This is a genomic window from Pseudomonas onubensis (assembly GCF_965653655.1).
Classification (GTDB): Bacteria; Pseudomonadota; Gammaproteobacteria; order Pseudomonadales; family Pseudomonadaceae; genus Aquipseudomonas.
The window spans coordinates 1-19,273 of the sequence record NZ_CBFHAZ010000117.1 but is presented as its reverse complement, the minus strand read 5'-3'; the positions used below and the strand labels follow the sequence as shown (position 1 = coordinate 19,273).

General features: G+C 61.6%; 17 protein-coding genes. 10 read left to right on the top strand and 7 right to left on the bottom strand.

All coding sequences use genetic code 11. From position 1 onward, the window contains the following. Positions 1-89 precede the first annotated feature (89 nt). The 3 genes from ACTD9P_RS25885 to vimR form a co-directional block, all read right to left on the bottom strand. Positions 90-1,460, bottom strand: a complete 1,371-nt coding sequence (locus ACTD9P_RS25885) for an MFS transporter (RefSeq protein WP_438869918.1) — start codon at positions 1,458-1,460, stop codon at positions 90-92. A gap of 103 nt (positions 1,461-1,563) precedes the next feature. After that, complete coding sequence (locus ACTD9P_RS25880) at positions 1,564-2,250, bottom strand: ArsR/SmtB family transcription factor (protein ID WP_438869917.1); 687 nt, start codon at positions 2,248-2,250, stop codon at positions 1,564-1,566. A 133-nt stretch (positions 2,251-2,383) separates the two neighbouring features. After that, on the bottom strand, positions 2,384-3,313 hold the full coding sequence (gene vimR / locus ACTD9P_RS25875) for a transcription regulator VimR (RefSeq protein WP_438869916.1): 930 nt from the start codon (positions 3,311-3,313) through the stop codon (positions 2,384-2,386). Positions 3,314-3,431: 118 nt separating this feature from the next. On the opposite strand from vimR, the gene ACTD9P_RS25870 reads away from it, so the two are divergent. The 3 genes from ACTD9P_RS25870 (at position 3,432) to ACTD9P_RS25860 (ending at position 5,224) form a co-directional block, all read left to right on the top strand. Next, positions 3,432-3,725, top strand: coding sequence for a putative quinol monooxygenase (locus ACTD9P_RS25870; RefSeq protein ID WP_438869915.1), 294 nt, complete (start codon positions 3,432-3,434; stop codon positions 3,723-3,725). A 157-nt stretch (positions 3,726-3,882) separates the two neighbouring features. Beyond that, positions 3,883-4,896, top strand: coding sequence for a zinc-binding alcohol dehydrogenase family protein (locus ACTD9P_RS25865; RefSeq protein WP_438869914.1), 1,014 nt, complete (start codon positions 3,883-3,885; stop codon positions 4,894-4,896). Between the two features lie 145 nt (positions 4,897-5,041). Continuing rightward, a complete protein-coding gene (locus ACTD9P_RS25860) occupies positions 5,042-5,224 on the top strand; it encodes a hypothetical protein (protein WP_017134711.1) in 183 nt (60 codons plus the stop codon). Positions 5,225-5,232: 8 nt separating this feature from the next. Here ACTD9P_RS25860 and ACTD9P_RS25855 read toward each other — a convergent pair whose 3' ends face one another. Then, positions 5,233-6,426, bottom strand: coding sequence for a multidrug effflux MFS transporter (locus tag ACTD9P_RS25855; protein WP_056860424.1), 1,194 nt, complete (start codon positions 6,424-6,426; stop codon positions 5,233-5,235). An 87-nt stretch (positions 6,427-6,513) separates the two neighbouring features. Further along, on the bottom strand, positions 6,514-6,711 hold the full coding sequence (locus ACTD9P_RS25850; RefSeq protein WP_438869913.1) for a heavy-metal-associated domain-containing protein: 198 nt from the start codon (positions 6,709-6,711) through the stop codon (positions 6,514-6,516). Positions 6,712-6,858: 147 nt separating this feature from the next. On the opposite strand from ACTD9P_RS25850, the gene ACTD9P_RS25845 reads away from it, so the two are divergent. The 3 genes from ACTD9P_RS25845 (at position 6,859) to cueR (ending at position 9,904) form a co-directional block, all read left to right on the top strand. After that, positions 6,859-7,239, top strand: coding sequence for a hypothetical protein (locus ACTD9P_RS25845; protein WP_438869912.1), 381 nt, complete (start codon positions 6,859-6,861; stop codon positions 7,237-7,239). Between the two features lie 65 nt (positions 7,240-7,304). Further along, on the top strand, positions 7,305-9,506 hold the full coding sequence (locus tag ACTD9P_RS25840; protein ID WP_438869911.1) for a heavy metal translocating P-type ATPase: 2,202 nt from the start codon (positions 7,305-7,307) through the stop codon (positions 9,504-9,506). Further along, entirely contained in the window at positions 9,503-9,904 is a 402-nt protein-coding gene (gene cueR / locus ACTD9P_RS25835) for a Cu(I)-responsive transcriptional regulator (protein WP_438869910.1), read from the top strand. Before ACTD9P_RS25840 ends, cueR begins: the two co-directional genes overlap by 4 nt. Positions 9,905-10,074: 170 nt before the next feature. On the opposite strand, the gene ACTD9P_RS25830 is transcribed toward cueR, so the two are convergent. Continuing rightward, positions 10,075-10,971: a PA4780 family RIO1-like protein kinase gene (locus tag ACTD9P_RS25830; protein ID WP_438869909.1), complete on the bottom strand. Its 897-nt coding sequence runs from the start codon at positions 10,969-10,971 to the stop codon at positions 10,075-10,077. Between the two features lie 134 nt (positions 10,972-11,105). After that, positions 11,106-12,383 carry an acetyl-CoA C-acetyltransferase gene (locus ACTD9P_RS25825; protein WP_438869908.1) on the bottom strand — a complete coding sequence of 426 codons (1,278 nt, stop codon included), beginning with the start codon at positions 12,381-12,383 and terminating at the stop codon, positions 11,106-11,108. A 114-nt stretch (positions 12,384-12,497) separates the two neighbouring features. Here ACTD9P_RS25825 and ACTD9P_RS25820 point away from each other — a divergent pair, with 114 nt between their 5' ends. The 4 genes from ACTD9P_RS25820 to ACTD9P_RS25805 all read left to right on the top strand — a co-directional run bounded on the left by ACTD9P_RS25820 (position 12,498) and on the right by ACTD9P_RS25805 (position 18,636). After that, a complete protein-coding gene (locus ACTD9P_RS25820) occupies positions 12,498-13,841 on the top strand; it encodes a 3-oxoacyl-ACP reductase (RefSeq protein WP_438869907.1) in 1,344 nt (447 codons plus the stop codon). Between the two features lie 2 nt (positions 13,842-13,843). Further along, entirely contained in the window at positions 13,844-14,692 is an 849-nt protein-coding gene (locus ACTD9P_RS25815) for a MaoC family dehydratase (protein WP_438869906.1), read from the top strand. Positions 14,693-14,994: 302 nt separating this feature from the next. Continuing rightward, positions 14,995-16,770 (top strand): collagen-like triple helix repeat-containing protein, encoded by a 1,776-nt coding sequence (locus ACTD9P_RS25810; RefSeq protein WP_438869905.1) that lies wholly within the window; start codon positions 14,995-14,997, stop codon positions 16,768-16,770. Positions 16,771-16,953: 183 nt separating this feature from the next. Then, on the top strand, positions 16,954-18,636 hold the full coding sequence (locus tag ACTD9P_RS25805) for a ShlB/FhaC/HecB family hemolysin secretion/activation protein (protein ID WP_438869904.1): 1,683 nt from the start codon (positions 16,954-16,956) through the stop codon (positions 18,634-18,636). Positions 18,637-19,273 lie beyond the last annotated feature (637 nt).

Genomic DNA, 19,273 nt, shown 5'->3' with positions numbered 1-19,273 from the left:
CGCGAAGGCGGTGTATCAGTCGACACCTGTATTGACTGACCCACCGCCTTCGCGAGCAAGCCCGCTCCCACACTGACCTTCACTAACCTTCAGATTTCAGTCAGTTCTTCCAGGGTCTTGCCCTTGGTCTCCATCCCAAACACCCACACCACCAGCGCCGCCACTGCAAAACACAGCGCCCCCAAGGCAAATACCCCGCCCTGCCCGGTTATCGGAAACACCAGCCCGGTCACCAACGGCCCCAGCAACGAGCCAACCCGGCCAATCGCCGAGGCGAACCCGGAACCGGTGGCCCGCGCCGAGGTGGGATACAGCTCCGGCGTGTAGGTGTACAACACCGCCCACATGCCAAACAGAAAGAACTGCATCAACAGCCCCGAGGTAATCAGCAACCCCACGTTGCCGCCAAACACCGCGCTCTGCCCATACAGAAACGCCATCGCCCCGCCGCCCAGCAATGTCACCACACACACCGGTTTGCGGCCCCAGCGTTCCACCAGCCAGGCCGCCATCAAAAAGCCGGGAATCCCGCCCAGGGAAATGATCACCGTGTAATACACCGACTGCGTCACCGCAAAGCCCGACTGTTGCAACAAGGCACTCAGCCAGGACGTCAGCCCATAGAAACCCAGCAAGGCAAAGAACCACACACTCCAGATCATCATCGTGCGCTGGCGATACTGCACCGACCACAACTGCTGGAACGCCGAGAAAAACGTGCCCGGCACGCTCTCAACCCGAGGCAAGGCAATCGGCTCCGGCAGGTCCGCACGCCCCAACGAGTCGCGGACCTTCTGCTCGATGCCGAGCAACACCTTATCCGCCGCTGCATGCCGCCCGGCCTGCTCCAGCCAGCGCGGTGACTCCGGGATAAAAAACCGAATCGCCAGCACAAACACGGCCGGTACCGCCAACACCAGGAAGATGTCGCGCCAGCCAATCACCGGCAGCAAAAAGTAGGACAGCACACCCGCCGCCACAAACCCCAGCGGCCAGAAGCCATCCATCAAGGCGATATAACGCCCACGGCCCTTGGCGGGAATCAGCTCCGAGAGCATCGACTGCGCAATCGGGAATTCCATACCCATGCCGATCCCCAGCAAGATGCGAAACAGCGTCAGCGTTTCCACCGTCTGCGCCGTGGAGCACAGGTAACTGGCGAGCCCCCACAACACGATGCTCCACTGGAACACCGGCTTGCGCCCGAAACGGTCAGCCAACATGCCGGACAACGACGCACCGACCACCATGCCGAAAAAACTCGAACTGGCGAGCAACCCGGCCTGGGCCGTGCTCAACCCGAACTCGGTTTTGATCGAGCCCAACAGAAAGGTCATCATCGCCAGGTCCATGGAGTCGAAGAAAAACGCCAGGGCGATGATGATAAAGATGATTCGGTGGTAACCGCTGATGGGCAACCGTTCCAGCCGCTCTGCTGCGCTATAGCCTTGCATACCCATGCCGCACCCCCTGTGTGAAAAATCCCCAAGGCGAGTGTGCGGCATCGTTTTGCCCGGTTATTGCTGGATACGACCTGACTGAAACTCTGAACGACGCACGCGCCTACGCCGTGGCCAGACGGTTGATTTCCGTAAGCCCCTGGTCTGTCACCAGCAAGGCGCGCGACTCGTTAACCGCGTTGATCCAGCCGCACTGCAAAAACAACTGCAACAACCCGGCGCCCAACGCACCACCCAGGTGCGGCTGCTGCTGGCTCCAGTCAAAACAGTCGCAGGCCAGCGGCGCAGACAGTGCCTGGGTAAAAATGCCCAGGGTCGCGAAGTGCTGCGCGCCGGTGACGGTCACGTCGGTGCGCTGTTCGTAGCGGTCGATCCAGCCGGCCTCCAGCATTCGCTGATAAAGCCCCGCCGCCAGCTCACCGCCCAGGTGCCCCTGGCACAACCGCGCGCGCCGCAACGGCGGGGGCGCCAATGACACCGGCAATGAAGCCTGCGGCGTACTGCGTGCGGCGCAGTTCAAGGCGGTACAGGCCAATGCGTCGACAGCCGCACAGACATCGGCCGCCGCCACACGAAACACGCGCTTGCCACGCTTGGCATCGCTGCGCAGCAAACCACTGCCGGTAAGGCGCGCCAGATGCGCATTGGCCGAGGCGGCGGACAGCCCGGCCAGTGTGGCCAACTCTTCCGAGGTTTTCTCTGAGCCGTCCATCAAGGCCCAGAGCATGGCGGTGCGTTTGGGCTCAGCGAGCAAGCTGGCGATCTGACTGATGCAAGGTGCTTCTTCCATGTATTCACTCCTTGTAAATCATTTGTCTGCTGCGATTGGAACCAAAGTATAGGGGCGCAAACCGCCCGTTCGACGGCGGCTGGCAGCGCGAATAGGGACAGGATCTGAGTGAAATTTCCGGCTTTTGTGGAGGCTATTGCCCAGAGCTCAATAGCCCCGGTCTTTGCGCGGTCAAAGCCGCACAACGGGACACGAGCATTTCCCGCAGCAGATTGATCGGTTTACTCAACTGCGCACGGTGGGCGCACAGCAGGTTGAGCGGCGTACGCTCACCGCGCAGCTCCGGCAACACCAGGCGCAAACGCCCCGCCAGCACATCGGTGCTCACGTCCAGCCAGGACTTGTAGGCGATGCCGACACCCGCCACCGCCCAGCGGCGCACCACGTCGGCATCGTCACTGAAGCGATCACCACTGACCGTCAGGCCGACCTCGCGCTTGCCGTCGTAAAACCCCCAGTGGTCGTGGACGCGGCTGCCCAGCATGTACAACAGGCAATTGTGTTGCGCCAGCTGCTCAAGATGCCGGGGCTCGCCATGCTGTGCCAGGTAGCTGGGCGCGGCGCACAGCACGCGAATGTTGTCCGGGGCGATGGGCAGCGCGACCAGGCTGGAATCTTCAGGCTCGCCATAGCGCAGGGCGATATCAACCGGTTGGCGGAACAGGTCGGCGATGCGGTCGCCGAGCAGCAGGCGGATGTTCAATTGCGGGTACTCCAGCTGAAACTCATCGAGCCACGGCAACAGTTGGTTGCGCCCGAAATCCGACGGCGCCGAGAGTTGCAGCACGCCGCTGACATGGTCCTGGCCGCTGGCCAACAGGCGCCGTCCTTCGTCCAGCGAACTCAGCGCGGCGCGGGCGTACTCCAAAAAGCCCTCGCCTTCGGCGGTCAGGCGCAAACTGCGGGTGGAGCGCGCCAGCAAGCGCGCGCCCAGTTGCTGTTCGATACGCTTGAGCGCCGCGCTCGCCACGGCAGGCGAGAGGTCCATGATGCGCGCGGCGGCCGACAAACTGCCTAGGTCCGCCGCCCGCACAAACAACTGCAAATCATCAAAACGCAGCATGTACCCTCACCTATTATCAAAATTTTATTGAAACAGACTGCTGTTTTAGCCGCTTTTATCTGTGCTGGAAATAGCTAATCATCTGCCCATCCCGCTCATCACGTGTCTGGAGTTGAATATGTCCGCTGCCTTTAACGTCATCGCCACGCTGATCGCCAAACCCGGCCAGCACGCCACGCTGGAAACCCTGCTGCGCGGCCTGTTGGAACCGACTCGCCTGGAAGCCGGTTGCGAGCAGTACGACCTGCACCAGGACCTGCAACACCCGGAAACCTTCTACATGCTCGAACGCTGGAGCGACGACGCGGCGCTGGCCGATCACGACCAGAGTGCGCATATCCAGAGCTTTCGCGCCAAGGCTGCCGATGTGCTCGAACACTTCGAACTCAAGCGCCTGAAATTTCTTGCCTGATCAACTCATCAGCGCGTTTTTTTGGCGAGCAAGCTTGCTTGCGCTGGAGTGCGAAGCGCTTCCCGACAGTTTTTGGGGCTGCTTCGCAGCCCAGCGGGAGCAAGCTCCCTCGCCACATTTAGTCTGACTCTCGACCACCTTTTTTCCCGGAACTATTATGAAAGCCATTGCCTACTACGCCTCACTGCCGATCAGCGACGAAAAATCCCTGCAAGACATCCAACTGCCGGAGCCGGTCGCCGGCCCGCGTGACCTGCTGGTGGAGGTCAAAGCCATCTCGGTCAACCCGGTGGACACCAAAGTGCGCCAGAACGTCGCCCCGGAAAACGGCGCCGCCAAGGTGCTGGGCTGGGACGTGGCTGGTGTGGTCAAGGCGGTCGGCAGCGACGTGACACTGTTCAAGGCCGGTGACAAGGTGTTCTACGCCGGTTCCCTGGTGCGCGCCGGTGGCAACAGCGAACTGCACACCGTGGATGAACGCATCGTCGGCCATATGCCCAAGAGCCTGGGTTTTGCCGAAGCCGCCGCACTGCCACTCACCGCCATCACCGCCTGGGAGCTGCTGTTCGAGCGCCTGCAAGTGCGTGAAGGTAAAGAAGATGAAGGCCAGAGCCTGCTGATCGTCGGCGCCGCCGGTGGTGTGGGTTCGATCCTGACCCAGCTGGCCAAGCAACTCACCGCGCTGACCGTCATCGGCACCGCCTCACGCCCGGAAACCCAGGAATGGGCCAAGGCGCTCGGCGCCGATGTGGTGATCGATCACAGCCAGCCGCTCAGCGAAGCCCTGAAAAACGCCGGCCAGCCCCAAGTGACCCACGTCGCCAGCCTGACCCAGACCGACCTTCACCTGGACCAACTGGTCGAAGCCCTGCAGCCGCAAGGCAAGCTGGCGTTGATCGACGACCCCAAGGTGCTGGATGTGAGCAAACTCAAGCGCAAGAGCCTGTCGTTGCACTGGGAGTTCATGTACACGCGCTCGATGTTCGAGACGCCGGACATGATCGAACAGCACAACCTGCTCAACCGCGTGGCCCAACTGATCGACGCCGGCACTTTGAAAACCACGGTGGGCGAGCACTTCGGCGTGATCAACGCCGCCAACCTGCGCCGCGCCCATGCGCTGCTGGAAAGCGGCAAGGCCAAGGGCAAGATCGTACTGGAAGGGTTCTAAAAAACGTCTGTCAGCGTCGTCCATTATTCATGTGAGTAATGGACGACACCGCTAGTCAGAGAGTTGATCTTTGTCATATTTGTGAACGCATTCGGGTTTATATTGGCCGCCTTTGCCACGATTCTTTTACGTGAGGAAGTCAGCAATGAAGATCCTGATAAGAGCGTTAGCAAAATCCCCAGGCAACAAATGGCAGGTCAGCCTCGACGGCGACGCCTTCACCTTCCGCAGTGAGGCCGAGGCCCGCGCCTTTGCCGACACTCTGCAAGCCCGCATCCAGGCGCCCCACCGCATTCCCCTCAGCCAGCAACGTTCCGCCGCCGGCTGATCCGCACCTCAGACCTGCGCCTGCGCGGCCCTCGCCCGTTGCAGGCGCTGGGTCGACACCGCAATCGTCACGGCCAATACACCGCACAAGCTGATGACCATTGCCATCGGCATCGCCGTGCCGTCGTGCAATACGCCGACCAACGACGCCGCGCCTGCCGCCACACCAAACTGAATGCAACCGAGCAACGCCGAGGCGCTGCCGGCCCGTGCGCCCTGCCCGGCCATGGCACATGCCGAGGTGTTGGGCAAAATGCAGCCCAGGCTCGCGATGCAGATAAACAGCGGCACCAGCAATGGCCATAACGCCTCAGTCCGCAGCGCGGCAATGCCCAGCAGCGTCAACGCCGCCGCCACGTAGACCCACACGGTGCGCGACAGCAAAAACGCCGGGCCACGTTTAGCCAGCAACCGCGCATTGAGTTGCGCAACCAGGATGAAGCCGGCGGCGTTGGAGCCAAATACCCAGCCGTAATGCTCGGCGGGCACGCCATAGAGTTTGATAAAGACGAACGGTGAACCGGCGATGTAGGCAAACATCCCGGCAATCGAGATACCGCCGGTAAGGGCGTAACCCAAATAAACCCGGTCCGACAACAGGCTGACATAACGGCTCAACGAGCCGGACAACGGTTGACGCGGCTTGTCGGCTGGCAAGGTTTCCGGCAACCCGACCGCCACGGCGATGGCCGCCATCACGCTGAAGATCGACAGCGCGAGGAAAATCGACTGCCAGCCCCACAACCCGACCATCACCCCACCCGCCAACGGTGCGAGGATCGGCGCCAGGCCGGTCACCAGCATCAGCTGCGAATAGACCTTGGCCGAGCCCACGGCATCACATTTGTCGCTGACCACCGCCCGCGAAATCACCATGCCCGCGCAGCCGCCAAGGGCTTGCACAAAACGCGCGCCGATCAACCAGTCCAGGGACGGCGCGTAGGCGCAGGCGAAGGACGCCAGGGTAAACAGGGTCACGCCACTGAGCAGCGGCACGCGCCGACCAAAACGATCCGCCAGCGGCCCATAAATCAATTGGCCGATGGCCAGGCCGCCGAAGTACACGGCGAGGGTCAGTTGGATGTGTTTTTCGTCGGTAGCAAAGGCGGTGGCCATCGCCGGAAAGCCCGGCAGGTAAAAATCGATCGCCAACGGCGCGAAGGCGCTCAAGGCGCCCAGAATCAGGATTATGCGGAGGTTCATCAGACACCCAAGTGAGTCGGCAGCCCGACAGTCTAGCCGCGCTTGGGTGTGATGAACATTACGATAGCTCGCTAACTATCGGAAATGTTACGCAAGCTTGGCGCTGTAGCCTTCTTCGGTGATCAGCGCGATGACTTGCTCGGCGGACAGCCGGCTTTCAACTCCGACTTCCTTGGCGGCCAGGTCGACCTTGACGCTCGCCGCCGGGTCCTGGCTCTGTACTGCTTGAGTGACCGCCCGAACACAATGGCCGCAGGTCATTCCTTCAACACTGAATACTTGCATGACATGACTCCTTTGATGAGGTTGGGGCCAGTCTCGACCTTGCCACGATGGCAAGGTCAAGCGTCCAAAATCGCGACCGGGCTGGTATTCCGGCGTTGGCTCGGCCAAGCTTCATGCATCTTGGATTTGAACCACGGAGCATTCGCCATGCGCTGGTCGTTTTTTAGCCTTATCGGCCTGTTGAGCTTGTCCGCCGCTGCGCCCATGGCCTCTGCGGATCAAGACTACGCGGTATTGATCATTTCCCGCGAGCGCCTGGAAGTGCCGACCAATTGCGAAATCGGCCTGTATATCCAGGACCAGTTGGCCGGGCGTCTGTTCCAGGAACAGGCCAACTCGTTCAACTTGCCGGCGGGCAATGTATCGCTGCGCCTCAAGCTGCTGCCGGGCCAATCGCCAGGTTGCCTGCCGGGCATGCTCGCGCCGCCTGCGCAGAACATCACGTTGAAGGCCGGAGACATACGCAAACTGCGTATCGCCCAAGGCCCGGACGGTATGTACCTTAAACCCGCCGCACTGGAGTATTAAAGGCGCTTGACCTTCCCCACAGGTCAAGGTTGATGCTGGGGGCAACTTCTCTGGAGGACTGCCCCATGAATGGATCCACCACCTTTGACCTGCCCATCAGCGGCATGACCTGCGCCAGCTGTGCCGGGCGTGTCGAGCGCGCACTGGGCAAGGTGCCGGGGGTGCAAAGCGTCAGCGTCAACCTGGCCAACGAACGTGCCCACGTCGAAGTACTCGGCCAGATGGACCCCGGCGTATTGATCGCCGCCGTCGACAAGGCCGGCTACACCGCCACCTTGCCGCAAAGCGAAACCGTCACCGACGCCAACCAGGCCCGGCGCCTGCACCGCGAGCGCTGGTCGTTGTTGTTGGCCATTGCGTTGGCGCTGCCATTGGTGCTGCCGATGCTGATGGAGCCGTTCGGCCTGCACTGGATGCTCCCGGCCTGGGTGCAGTTCGCGTTGGCCACGCCTGTGCAATTCATCTTTGGCGCCCGCTTCTATATAGCCGCCTGGAAAGCCGTGCGCGCCGGCGCCGGCAATATGGACTTGCTGGTGGCCATCGGCACCAGCGCCGGCTATGGGCTGAGCATTTATGAATGGCTCACGGCACCCGTAGGCACTATGCCGCACCTGTATTTCGAAGCCTCAGCCGTGGTGATCGCCCTGGTGTTGCTGGGTAAATACCTCGAAAGCCGCGCCAAGCGCCAGACCGCCAGCGCCATCCGCGCCCTCGAAGCACTGCGCCCGGAACGCGCGATTCGCGTGTTTGAAGGCCGTGAAGAAGACGTCGCCATCACTGCGTTAAAGCTCGACGACTTGGTGCTGGTCAAACCCGGCGAGCGCTTCCCGGTGGACGGCGAAGTGGTGGACGGCCAAAGCCATGCCGACGAGGCCTTGATCAGCGGCGAGAGCCTACCGGTGCCGAAACAGCCTGGCGACAAGATCACCGGCGGCGCCATTAATGGCGAAGGCCGTTTGCTGGTACGCACCCAGGCGCTGGGTGCAGAAAGTGTGCTGGCGCGGATCATCCGTCTGGTGGAAGACGCCCAGGCTGCCAAGGCACCGATCCAGAAACTGGTGGATAAAGTCAGCCAAGTGTTTGTGCCCAGCGTGCTGGTGCTGGCGTTGATCACTTTGGTGGGTTGGTGGTTGTACGGCGCATCACTGGAAACCGCGATCATCAATGCGGTCGCGGTATTGGTGATCGCTTGCCCATGCGCCCTGGGCCTGGCCACACCGACCGCCATCATGGCCGGCACCGGCGTCGCCGCTCGCTATGGCATTCTGATCAAGGACGCCGAAGCGCTGGAGCGCGCCCATGCAGTCAGTGCGGTGGTATTCGACAAGACCGGCACGCTGACCTCCGGCGCGCCAAAAATTGCGCACTTGGCGGCGGTGGACGGCAATGAAAATCTGTTGCTGCAACAGGCCGGCGCCTTGCAACGCGGCAGCGAGCATCCGTTGGCCAAGGCCGTGCTGGAGGCGTGTGGTGAAAAAGGGCTGACCGTGGCGGACGTGAGCGCCAGCCAATCGCTGACCGGACGCGGCATTGCTGGCACTTTGGATGGCCATGAACTGGCCTTGGGCAACCGCCGCATGCTCGAAGAAAACGGCTTGAGCGCAGGTGCCCTGGCCGAGTCTGCCAAAGTCTGGGAAGCCGAAGGCCGCACCTTGTCGTGGCTGATCGAGCATGGTGCACAACCCCGCGTGTTGGGGCTGTTTGCGTTTGGCGACACCCTCAAGCCCGGTGCATTGGAAGCTGTGGAACAACTTAAGGCTCAGCACATCAGCAGCCATTTGCTCACCGGCGATAATCGCGGCAGTGCCCGCGTGGTGGCCCTGGCGCTGGGCATCGATGATGTACACGCCGAAGTGCTGCCCGCCGACAAGGCCGCCACGGTGGCCGAGTTGAAAAAGACCGGCGTCGTCGCCATGGTCGGCGACGGCATCAATGATGCCCCGGCCCTGGCGGCTGCCGATATCGGCATCGCCATGGGCGGCGGCACCGATGTGGCGATGCATGCCGCCGGCATCACGCTGATGCGCGGCGACCCACGCCTGGTGCCGGCCGCCCTGGAGATCAGCCGCAAGACCTACGCGAAGATCCGCCAGAACCTGTTCTGGGCCTTTGTGTATAACTTGATCGGCATTCCCCTGGCAGCCTTCGGTTTGCTCAACCCAGTGCTCGCAGGTGCAGCCATGGCCTTGTCCAGCGTCAGCGTGGTGAGCAATGCGTTATTGTTGAAAACCTGGAAGCCCAAGGACTACGAGGATCAACGCCCATGAACATCGGCCAGGCCGCCCGCCAGAGCGGGTTGAGCGCCAAGATGATTCGCTACTACGAGTCTATCGGCCTGCTCAAAGCCGCGCACCGCACCGACAGCGGCTACCGCGTGTATGGCGGCGATGATTTGCACACGCTGGCATTTATCAAACGCTCGCGGGATCTGGGGTTTTCGTTGGAAGAGGTCGGCAAGCTGCTGACCTTGTGGCAAGACCGCCAGCGGGCCAGCGCCGACGTAAAAGCCCTGGCGCGCCAGCATATCGAGGAGTTGAACCAGAAGATTCTGGAGCTGGGGCAGTTACGCGATACGTTGCAGGACCTGGTGGAACACTGCCAGGGCGATCATCGGCCGGATTGCCCGATACTCAAGGAGTTGGCTTCGGGCAGCTGTTGCGCTTGATCAATGCTTAACAGGCAAGCTCAGAACTAAATGTGGGAGCGGCGGTGCGACGATTCGACTTGCTCGCGAATGCGGTGTATCAGCCAGTGAATCTGTTGACTGATAAGCCGCATTCGCGAGCAAGCCCGCTCCCACATTAGCTCTTCACCAAGCCGAAGGGCGTTGTTAAATCACTGCATCCAAGGCGGCGGCGGTTCTTCCGCAGTCTTGTTCGCTGGCGCATCATCCGCCGCCCTAATCGCTTGCTTGCGCTCTTCGTCCAGCCGCGCCGCTTCGATTTCACGGATCACACCGCCCACGTCCGCCAGCTCTTGCGGCTCGTCAAACTCGCCGGTCAACACGCTGGCCGGGTGCAAGGTGCCGGCTTCGTAAAGCGCCCACATTTCCTTGGCGTACTTGGTCTTCTTCAACTCCGGCGCAAATCGCCCGAAGTAGGAAGCCATGTTGCCCACATCCCGCTCCAGCATGCTGAACGCGTGGTTGTTGCCCGCCGCATCCACTGCCTGGGGCAGGTCAATGATCACCGGGCCGGTTGGCGTGAGCAGTACGTTGAACTCGGACAGGTCACCGTGCACCAGGCCGGTACACAGCATCAGTACGATCTGGGAAATCAGGAAGGCGTGGTATTCGCGCGCCTGGTCCGGCTCCAGCGTTACGTCGTTAAGACGCGGCGCTGCATCGCCGTACTCGTCGGCCACCAGCTCCATCAGCAGCACGCCTTCCAGGAAGTCGAACGGCTTGGGCACGCGAACGCCCGCACCGGCGAGGCGGAACAACGCCGCCACTTCGGCGTTCTGCCAAGCGTCTTCGGTTTCTTTCTTGCCGAACTTGGAGCCTTTGGCCATGGCCCGGGCCTGACGGCTGTTACGGACCTTACGGCCTTCCTGGTATTCGGATGCCTGACGAAAACTTCGTTTATTCGCCTCCTTGTAAACCTTGGCGCAACGCAATTCATTGCCGCAGCGCACCACATAAACAGCTGCTTCTTTACCGCTCATGAGAGGGCGCAGCACTTCGTCGACCAGACCGTCTTCGATCAGGGGTTCAATGCGTTTAGGAGTCTTCATCAGCTTTTATTGTGGGTCCTTTATTACCAAATACGCGTATGGCACTCGTTATACGGCAATCGGCGCGCCGGTGGGAGGGGCTACCGACCTCTGACCACTCAAGAATGCACTCAATATGCCAATTTCGTCGGCAATCAGCGTTCAATGATCGCCGTCACACCCTGACCACCGGCGGCGCAGATCGAAATCAGCCCTCGGCCTTTGCCTGCTGCGTCGAGCAATTTGGCCAGGTTGGCGACGATGCGCCCGCCCGTGGCGGCAAACGGGTGCCCGGCCGCCAATGAGCTGCCTTTGACGTTGAGCCGGCTGCGGTCAATGGCGCCCAGCGGCGCATCCAGCCCCAGGCGGTTCTTGCAATATTCCGGGTCTTCCCAGGCCTTGAGCGTGCACAACACCTGGGCAGCAAAGGCCTCGTGAATCTCGTAGTAATCAAAATCCTGCAGCGTCAGGCCATTTCTCGCCAGCAAGCGTGGCACCGCATACACCGGCGCCATCAACAGGCCTTCGGCGCCATTGACGAAATCCACCGCCGCCGCTTCGCCGTCGCGCAAATAGGCGAGGATCGGCAAGCCGCGCTCCTTGGCCCAAGCTTCACTGCCCAGCAGCACCAAGGAGGCGCCGTCGGTAAGTGGCGTGGAGTTACCGGCAGTGAGCGTGCCCTTTTCACTGCGCTCGAACGCCGGTTTAAGGCTGGCGAGCTTTTCCAGGGTGAGGTCGGGGCGCAGGTTGTTGTCACGGGTGAGGCCCAGAAACGGCGTGAGCAAATCGTTGTGCCAGCCTTCGGCGTAGGACGCGGCCATTTTCTGATGGCTTTCCAGCGCCAGTTGATCCTGCTCGGCGCGCGGGATCTGCCAGGTCTGCGCCATCAGCTCGCAATGCTGGCCCATGGACAGGCCGGTGCGCGGCTCGCCATTGCGCGGCAGCTCCGGCTTAAGGTGATGGGGACGAAGTTGTAACAGGACTTTTAATTTATCCGCGATGGATTTGCTGCGGTTGGCTTGCAGCAAAATTTTGCGCAGCCCTTCATTCACACCAATCGGCGCATCGGACGTGGTGTCGACGCCGCCGGCAATCCCGCATTCGATCTGGCCCAGGGCAATTTTGTTGGCCACCAGCAACGCCGCTTCCAGCCCGGTGCCGCACGCCTGCTGAATGTCATAGGCCGGGGTTTGCGGCGACAGGCGCGAGCCCAGCACGCATTCGCGGGTGAGGTTGAAGTCGCGCGAGTGCTTGAGCACCGCACCGGCAGCAACTTCGCCAATGCGCAGGCCGTGCAGGTTGTAGCGCTCGATCAGGCCTTCGAGGGCAGCGGTGAGCATCGCCTGGTTACTCGCCGTGGCATACGGGCCATTGGAACGGGCGAAGGGGATGCGGTTACCGCCAATGATCGCTACACGGCGCAATTGAGTCATGGAAAGCTCCCTGAAGGTTGTGGGTCGAGTCTTTGAGACTAGCCTAGGCTCAATCGAACGACTTTCACCTATTGATGGTCCACCGTTTGAACCCCAGCACTCGGAGAGCGTTCCATGTCTGACCGTTATATCGACTTCGCCAACTCAAGCCTCGGCCATCGCCTGGTCGCCGCCATTGGCCTGCCGTCACCGGTACGCCTGGAACGCTGGCAGGCCGGACGCCTGCGCCCGGTGGAGGGTGCACTGCTGCTGGGCGGTGGCGCGCTGGCCGCCAAAGTGCAGGAGTTTGCGCACAAACTGACCGACGCGATTTACACCTACGGCGCCGAGTCGTCGACCTGGATTCCAGGCCACGGCCCCAAGCTCAAGGCCGTGGTGTTCGACGCCAGCGACTTGCAGCACACCGACCAGCTCAAGCAACTGCGCGAATTCTTTCAGCCCTTGCTGAAAAATCTCGATCACAGCGCGCACGTGGTGATTCTGGGACGCGCGCCGGAAAGCCTCAGCGACCCGTTCGCCGCCAGCGCCCAGCGCGCCCTCGAAGGTTTCAGCCGTTCACTGGCCAAGGAACTGCGCAGCGGCGGCGTGTTGCAACTGCTGTATGTGGGCGATGGCGCTGAAGATCAGCTGGAAGGCGTGCTGCGTTTCTTCCTGTCGCCGAAAAGTGCGTATATCTCCGGCCAGGTTATTCGCTTGCAAGCTTGCGCCACCCCGGTTGAAGACTGGACACGGCCACTGGCTGGGCGCAAGGCGTTGGTCACGGGTGCTGCGCGTGGTATCGGCGCCTCCATTGCCGAAACCCTGGCGCGCGACGGCGCCGAAGTGATCGTGCTGGATGTGCCCCAGGCCAAGGCCGATCTCGAAGCCCTCGCCGCTCGCTTGGGTGCGCGCACTGTGGTGCTGGATATCTGCGCCGAAGACGCGGCCACACAGTTGATCGAAAACCTGCCGGACGGCATCGACATCGTGGTGCATAACGCCGGCATCACCCGCGATAAAACCCTGGCCAACATGACGCCGGAATATTGGGACGCCGTATTGGCGGTCAATCTCAACGCGCCGCAAGTGCTGACCAAAGCCCTGCTCGACAGTGGCACCCTGCACGACAACGGCCGCGTGGTGCTGCTGGCGTCCATCAGCGGGATTGCCGGTAATCGCGGGCAAACCAACTACGCCGCGAGCAAGGCCGGGCTGATTGGCCTGGCCCAGGCGTGGGCGCCGCTGCTGGGCGAGCGTGGCATCAGCATCAATGCGGTCGCACCGGGTTTTATCGAAACCCAGATGACCGCGCATATTCCTTTCGCCTTGCGTGAAGCCGGGCGGCGCATGAGTTCTTTGGGCCAGGGTGGTCTGCCGCAAGACGTGGCAGAAGCCGTCGCCTGGCTCGGGCAGCCGGGCTCCGGGGCCGTCAGCGGCCAGGCGCTGCGGGTGTGTGGGCAAAGCCTGCTGGGAGCGTGACTATGCAGTGGCAGACATTGGACAGCACCCCGTTTCTGTTGCCGCTGTATGGGCGGGCGGCGCTCAAGCGCAAGATCAGCGGCAGCACCTTGCCTGATGGCGGATTACGCTGCCATGTACGCGTGAACCCTGCGCACGTCGCGGCCTATCGCAAGGTCTGCGGGTTCGCCGACAGCCCGGTGCTGCCGGGCACTTACCCGCATCTCCTGGCGTTCGGTTTGCAGATGCAATTGCTCACCGACAAAAAATTTCCCTTTCCACTGCTGGGGCTGATTCACCTGAGCAATCGTATCCGCATCCATCGGCCATTGGGCGGCGTGAATAACCTGATAGTTGGCGTATACGCGCACAATCTGCAACCCCACGCCAAGGGGGCGACCTTTGACATTGTGACTACGGTGGAGGACGCGCTGGGCCTGTTGTGGGAAGCCGACAGCCGTATGTTGTGTCGAGGCGTGAAGCTGGACGGCGAAGCGCAAGAGGCGCCTTTATCCATCTGCGGCACTGTCAGCGAAGTCGCGCGATGGAAGGCGCCCGCCGATATCGGTCGCCAATATGCGCGGGTTTCCGGCGACTACAACCCGATCCACCTGAGCGCGCTGACAGCCAAGCTGTTCGGCTTTCCCCAGGCGATTGCTCATGGGCTATGGAATACCGCCCGAACATTCGCCGCGCTGCATGAGCACTTGCCCGCCGCCAATGTAGAAGTAGCCGTCGAATTCAAAAAGCCGGTACGCCTGCCCAGTGAAGTTGTTTTACTCAGCAGTGCCGCAGGTTCCAGCGGCGAGTTGCAATTGAAAGGTGCCGGCGACATACAACATATGCTCGGCAAGTGGCAGCCCATCACCTGAAAAAAACACATTAATTGTATATATACACCTTAAGTTATAGCGGACGCCCAAGCGTCCGCTTCTTTATCCAACTCAATGATTTTTAACATATATACATCTTGTTACACCCCTCGATTATACCCTTCGTATTAGTCATTAAGCCGACCATGGCCTTGTGTATATAAATCGTTAATACCAAGTTGAGCGTTGCGCGAAAGAGTGCCCGGGTCTGTGATGACAACACGGACAAACGTATCGCTATCCCTAGAAATAGCGAGCGTTTGAAAACAACCCAGGTTGTACAGGTGCAAGGGAACTCAATCATGAAAACTCAAACTCAAGTAGTGCTTTGGAAAGCAAGTACCGCGTTGGCCCTGGTCATGGCGATGAGCCTCGGTGGCTGCAGCAGCGGTGGTGGCGGGCATCACAGCAGCGTGGCGGCCTCATCTCCTGATGCGGGTGCAGGTAGCGGCGCGGGTGGTGGAACCGGCGGCGGCACTGGCGGCGGCACAGATGGTGGAACCGGCGGTGGTACTGGCGGCGGCACAGATGGCGGAACCGGCGGTGGCACTGGCGGCGGAACCGGCGGTGGCACTGGCGGCGGTACAGGTGGCGGAACCGGCGGTGGCACTGGCGGCGGTACAGGTGGCGGAACCGGCGGTGGCACTGGCGGCGGTACAGGTGGCGGAACCGGCGGTGGCACAGGTGGCGGTACAGGTGGCGGAACCGGCGGTGGCACTGGCGGTGGCACTGGCGGCGGCACAGGTGGAGGTACTGGCGGCGGCACAGGTTCGACCACTACACCTCTGGTTACCGGGCAGATTGCCGGCACCCTCGGCGGTACTGTCGGTAACGTAGGCGCAGCTGTTGGTGACCTCGGTTCGACCCTGAACAATGTGCCTATCGTCGGCACAACAGCAGGCGGCCTGGTGACGGCGACCGGCACTGCGGTCACCAGCATCGGCACTGGCGTCACCAGCGGCCTTGGTTCGCTGGGCACTAACAGCAACTCCCTGGGCATCACTGTCGCAGGTGTAGGGAATGGCGTTGCCGACCTGGGTACTGGTCTGTCGACCACCGGGAAATCGCTGTCGACCACCCTCGGCGGCGTGCCGGTAGTGGGCGGCTTGACCGGTGGCGTAGGCGGTGCGGCAGGTGGTTTAGTGGATAAAGTCGGCCAGGCCGTCACCATGCTCGGCGATACCGTCAGCACGGCCAGCACTACTGGCCCGTTGGGTTCGTTGACTAACACAGTGGGTGGCAAAGTGCTGGTGCCTGTGGTGTCGCTGGTGGAAAACACCACCGGCAACCTCGGCAAGGCAACCGGCCTCGGCACTCCTGTGAATGGGCTGCTGGATAAGGTCGGCTCCACCGTCACAGGCCTGGGCACTCAAGTTGCCGGCGCTGGCGGTACCGGCAACCCTGTGACCACCATCGTCGGCAGCGCTCTGACGGGCGTAGGCGGCACACTGGATAAATCCGGCGGCTACGTCGCTCCAGCCAGCGGTGCCGCAGCGCCTGGTATACCGGAGTTGGTCGGCGGCCTGGTGGCCAACGTGGGCAACGGCCTGAACGCCGGCAACACCAACGGCACTGTGAGTGCGGCAGGTGTGACCGGTGGCGCATTGGGCAACACGGTCGCCTCGCTCGGCACCGTTATCGGCGGCACTGGCGTCGCCAACACCGCCGCCACGGCGCCGGTGGCAGGCTTGGCGACTAACGTCGGCGCGGCGCTCAACCCAGTAACGTCCGGTGTGGCTAGCCTGACCCAAAACGTCGGCACCACTACAGGCCTCGGCGCTCCCGTCAACGGCCTGGTGACCCAAGTCGGTGGTGCGGTGAGCAGTCTCGGCACTAACCTGACCGCCGCCAATGCCAACCCAGTCACTAACGCGGTAGGCACCACTGTCACCACAGTCGGCAACACCGTAGGCTCGATAGGTGGTTTGGTCACCGGCGGCACCAGTGGCAGTAGCGGTGGTTTGCTCGGTGGCCTCACCGGCGGCACCGGCGCCAGCACCTCGGCCGGCGGCAGCGCAAGCACAGGTACAAGCGGCGGTCTGGGCGGTTTACTGAATGGCCTTACCGGCAAAAAATAAATTGCACCTGGCCGATTAGACGGCCTCCCCTACAGCGCCTACGCTTGGTTGAGACGAGAGACCCTTATAAGTCTCTCGTCTTTTTTATGGGCCGGTCTTGTCTAAAAAACCTCGCCCTCCCGAACCGCGTCCCAGAACCCGGCGGGTCCGAAGCGCTGCTGCAGTTTGACCATGGAGTGTCCTATGCGCGTAATGACGCCGTTGTTATTGCTCACCCTCAGTGCTTACGTTCAGGCCGAGACCCTTCCCAGCTTCCTCAACAGCAACGACACCATCCGCAACCTGCCGGTGCCCAACCTCCCCGCCGACGCTTATCGACCGACCACACCCCAGACCCAGTTACCGCAAGCGCCTGCCACCCAGAACCAGCCATTGCAGATGGACACCAAAGTCACCATCCGCAAGCTGCAGATCGAGGGCGGTACGATCTACCCGCTGGACGAAACAGCCAAGGCTTACGCACCGTTGATTGGCCGTGAGACCAACCTCGCGCAGCTGATCGAAGCCACCCGCGCGATCACGCGTCGCTACCAGCAGGACGGCTACCTGTTGTCCTACGCATTCCTGCCGCAACAGACCTTCGAAAACGGCCTGGTACGCGTGGTATTGGTGGAGGGTTACATCAAGGATTACGAGCAAAGCGGCGACATCGGCTCAGTCTCGGCCTACGTCGACAAACTCGCTAACAAGCTGCTGGCCGAACGCCCGCTCACGCGCAAGACGTTCGAGCGCTATACCACGCTGATGGGGCGTATCCCCGGCGTGACCCTGCAGGCGCAAGTGCCGCCGCCGGGCACCACCGATGGCGCCACGCACATGAAGATCGAAGCCTCGCGCAAGCCGTTCACCACCAGCATGAGCCTGGTCGACAACAACCGTAACGGTACGCAAGCGTTGCTTACCGCCACCAGCAATTCCCAGACGTCCATGGGCGAGCAGCTTTACGTCAGCGGCCTGTTCCCGCCGGGTGACGACAAAGAACATTACTACCGTGTGGGCTACAGCCAATTCATCAATGCCGAGGGCAGCCAGTTGATACTGGGTGCCGAACGTTACCGCGCCGATCCCAGAAGCAATATCCAGCTGGACGGAGGCTTCGAACTCAAGCCGCACCAGTCGATCGACCGCTACACCATCGGCCTCAGCCACCCGCTGATTGCCTCGCCCAACGAATCGCTGACCCTGGCCACACGCCTGTATGCGGTGGACCAGACCACGCGCTATCAACTGGTGGGCTACCCCAACCGTTTCGACATCGAAAGCGACCTGCGCGCACTGGCCTTTGAAGGCGACTGGCGCAAGTCCGACACTCGCCAGTTGCGCATCCTCAGCGCCGGGCTGTACCAAGGCATTAATGGCCTGGGTGCCAGAGCCCACAGCGACCTGGGCACGGCAAAACCTGATCTGGACTTCTTCCGTCTGCGCCTGTCCGGGGTGCAGAGCGACAAGTTCTTCGACAACTGGCAAGGCGTGCTTTCGGGTGCGTTCTACTGGAGCGACGCCACCTTGCCCGACAGCGAGCGCGCCACCTTTGGCGGGCAGAACTTCGGCCGTGGCTACCCTGATGATCAAGCTTCAGGCGACAAGGGCTGGGGCGTGGCGTATGAGGTCAACTACAGCTTCAACCGCGCTGGCGACTGGGTGAAGATCCTGCAACCGTATGTGGTGCTTGACCGCGCCAAGACCTGGTTCAACAAACTGCCGGTAAAGGGCAACGACATGTCCTCGGCGGCCTTGGGCCTGCGCTTTGGCGATAACAAGTACTACAACATCGCCCTGGAAGCAGCCAAGCCGATGTCGGACATCGCCCTGGACAGCTTTAACCGGCGGCCGCGGTATACCTTGAGTTTCAGTTATCAGTTGTGAGGGTTGTGGGAGGCTGCGGGGCTGCGGGGCTGCGGAGTACATATCCATTGCTGCGGTAACGGCTGAGTAGGGTTCCGCTCTTACAGCGGGTCACTTTTGGAAAGACCCAAAAGTAACCAAAAGGTCTTCGCCCCAACACTCGGTGCCTCGCTTAGGCTCGGCATGCCCGCAATCCGACAGTGATTTGGGGGGCCGCCGCGATGGGCCATCCTTGGCCCAGCGCGGCTAAACCGGCGTCCTGCCGGTTTACCCCCCAAATCCCTGTCAGATTCCGGCCATCGTGTTTGACGGGGCGATTTCAGATCAAGATCAAAAGCGCAGATCAAAAGACCGCTGACTTCGTCATCGAAAAGGATGTAAGAGCCCGAGCAACAGCAACAGCAAAGCCATACTCGGTCTAATGTGGGAGCGGGCTTGCCTGCGATGGCATCAACTCCGTGTACCTGACACACCGAGGTGCCTGCATCGCAGCGGTGCGACGATTCGACAAGCCAGCTCCCACAGAAAAGCAGATTTTCAGTGCATGCAAATCCGCAGCCGACCTCATATTCAAAACTGCATGCGGTCACCTGTGGGAGCGGGCTTGCTCGCGAATGCGGTGGGTCAGTCAATTCATCTGTCACTGACCCACCGCATT

Coding starts and splice junctions, on each gene's coding strand:
- ACTD9P_RS25860 (WP_017134711.1), top strand. CDS start 5,042: ATGAAGATCCTGATAAGAGCGTTAGCAAAATCCCCAGGCAACAAATGG.
- vimR (WP_438869916.1), bottom strand. CDS start 3,313: ATGCTGCGTTTTGATGATTTGCAGTTGTTTGTGCGGGCGGCGGACCTA.
- ACTD9P_RS25830 (WP_438869909.1), bottom strand. CDS start 10,971: ATGAAGACTCCTAAACGCATTGAACCCCTGATCGAAGACGGTCTGGTC.
- ACTD9P_RS25810 (WP_438869905.1), top strand. CDS start 14,995: ATGAAAACTCAAACTCAAGTAGTGCTTTGGAAAGCAAGTACCGCGTTG.
- ACTD9P_RS25840 (WP_438869911.1), top strand. CDS start 7,305: ATGAATGGATCCACCACCTTTGACCTGCCCATCAGCGGCATGACCTGC.
- ACTD9P_RS25870 (WP_438869915.1), top strand. CDS start 3,432: ATGTCCGCTGCCTTTAACGTCATCGCCACGCTGATCGCCAAACCCGGC.
- ACTD9P_RS25805 (WP_438869904.1), top strand. CDS start 16,954: ATGCGCGTAATGACGCCGTTGTTATTGCTCACCCTCAGTGCTTACGTT.
- ACTD9P_RS25865 (WP_438869914.1), top strand. CDS start 3,883: ATGAAAGCCATTGCCTACTACGCCTCACTGCCGATCAGCGACGAAAAA.
- ACTD9P_RS25825 (WP_438869908.1), bottom strand. CDS start 12,383: ATGACTCAATTGCGCCGTGTAGCGATCATTGGCGGTAACCGCATCCCC.
- ACTD9P_RS25885 (WP_438869918.1), bottom strand. CDS start 1,460: ATGGGTATGCAAGGCTATAGCGCAGCAGAGCGGCTGGAACGGTTGCCC.
- ACTD9P_RS25820 (WP_438869907.1), top strand. CDS start 12,498: ATGTCTGACCGTTATATCGACTTCGCCAACTCAAGCCTCGGCCATCGC.
- ACTD9P_RS25855 (WP_056860424.1), bottom strand. CDS start 6,426: ATGAACCTCCGCATAATCCTGATTCTGGGCGCCTTGAGCGCCTTCGCG.
- ACTD9P_RS25850 (WP_438869913.1), bottom strand. CDS start 6,711: ATGCAAGTATTCAGTGTTGAAGGAATGACCTGCGGCCATTGTGTTCGG.
- ACTD9P_RS25815 (WP_438869906.1), top strand. CDS start 13,844: ATGCAGTGGCAGACATTGGACAGCACCCCGTTTCTGTTGCCGCTGTAT.
- ACTD9P_RS25880 (WP_438869917.1), bottom strand. CDS start 2,250: ATGGAAGAAGCACCTTGCATCAGTCAGATCGCCAGCTTGCTCGCTGAG.
- cueR (WP_438869910.1), top strand. CDS start 9,503: ATGAACATCGGCCAGGCCGCCCGCCAGAGCGGGTTGAGCGCCAAGATG.
- ACTD9P_RS25845 (WP_438869912.1), top strand. CDS start 6,859: ATGCGCTGGTCGTTTTTTAGCCTTATCGGCCTGTTGAGCTTGTCCGCC.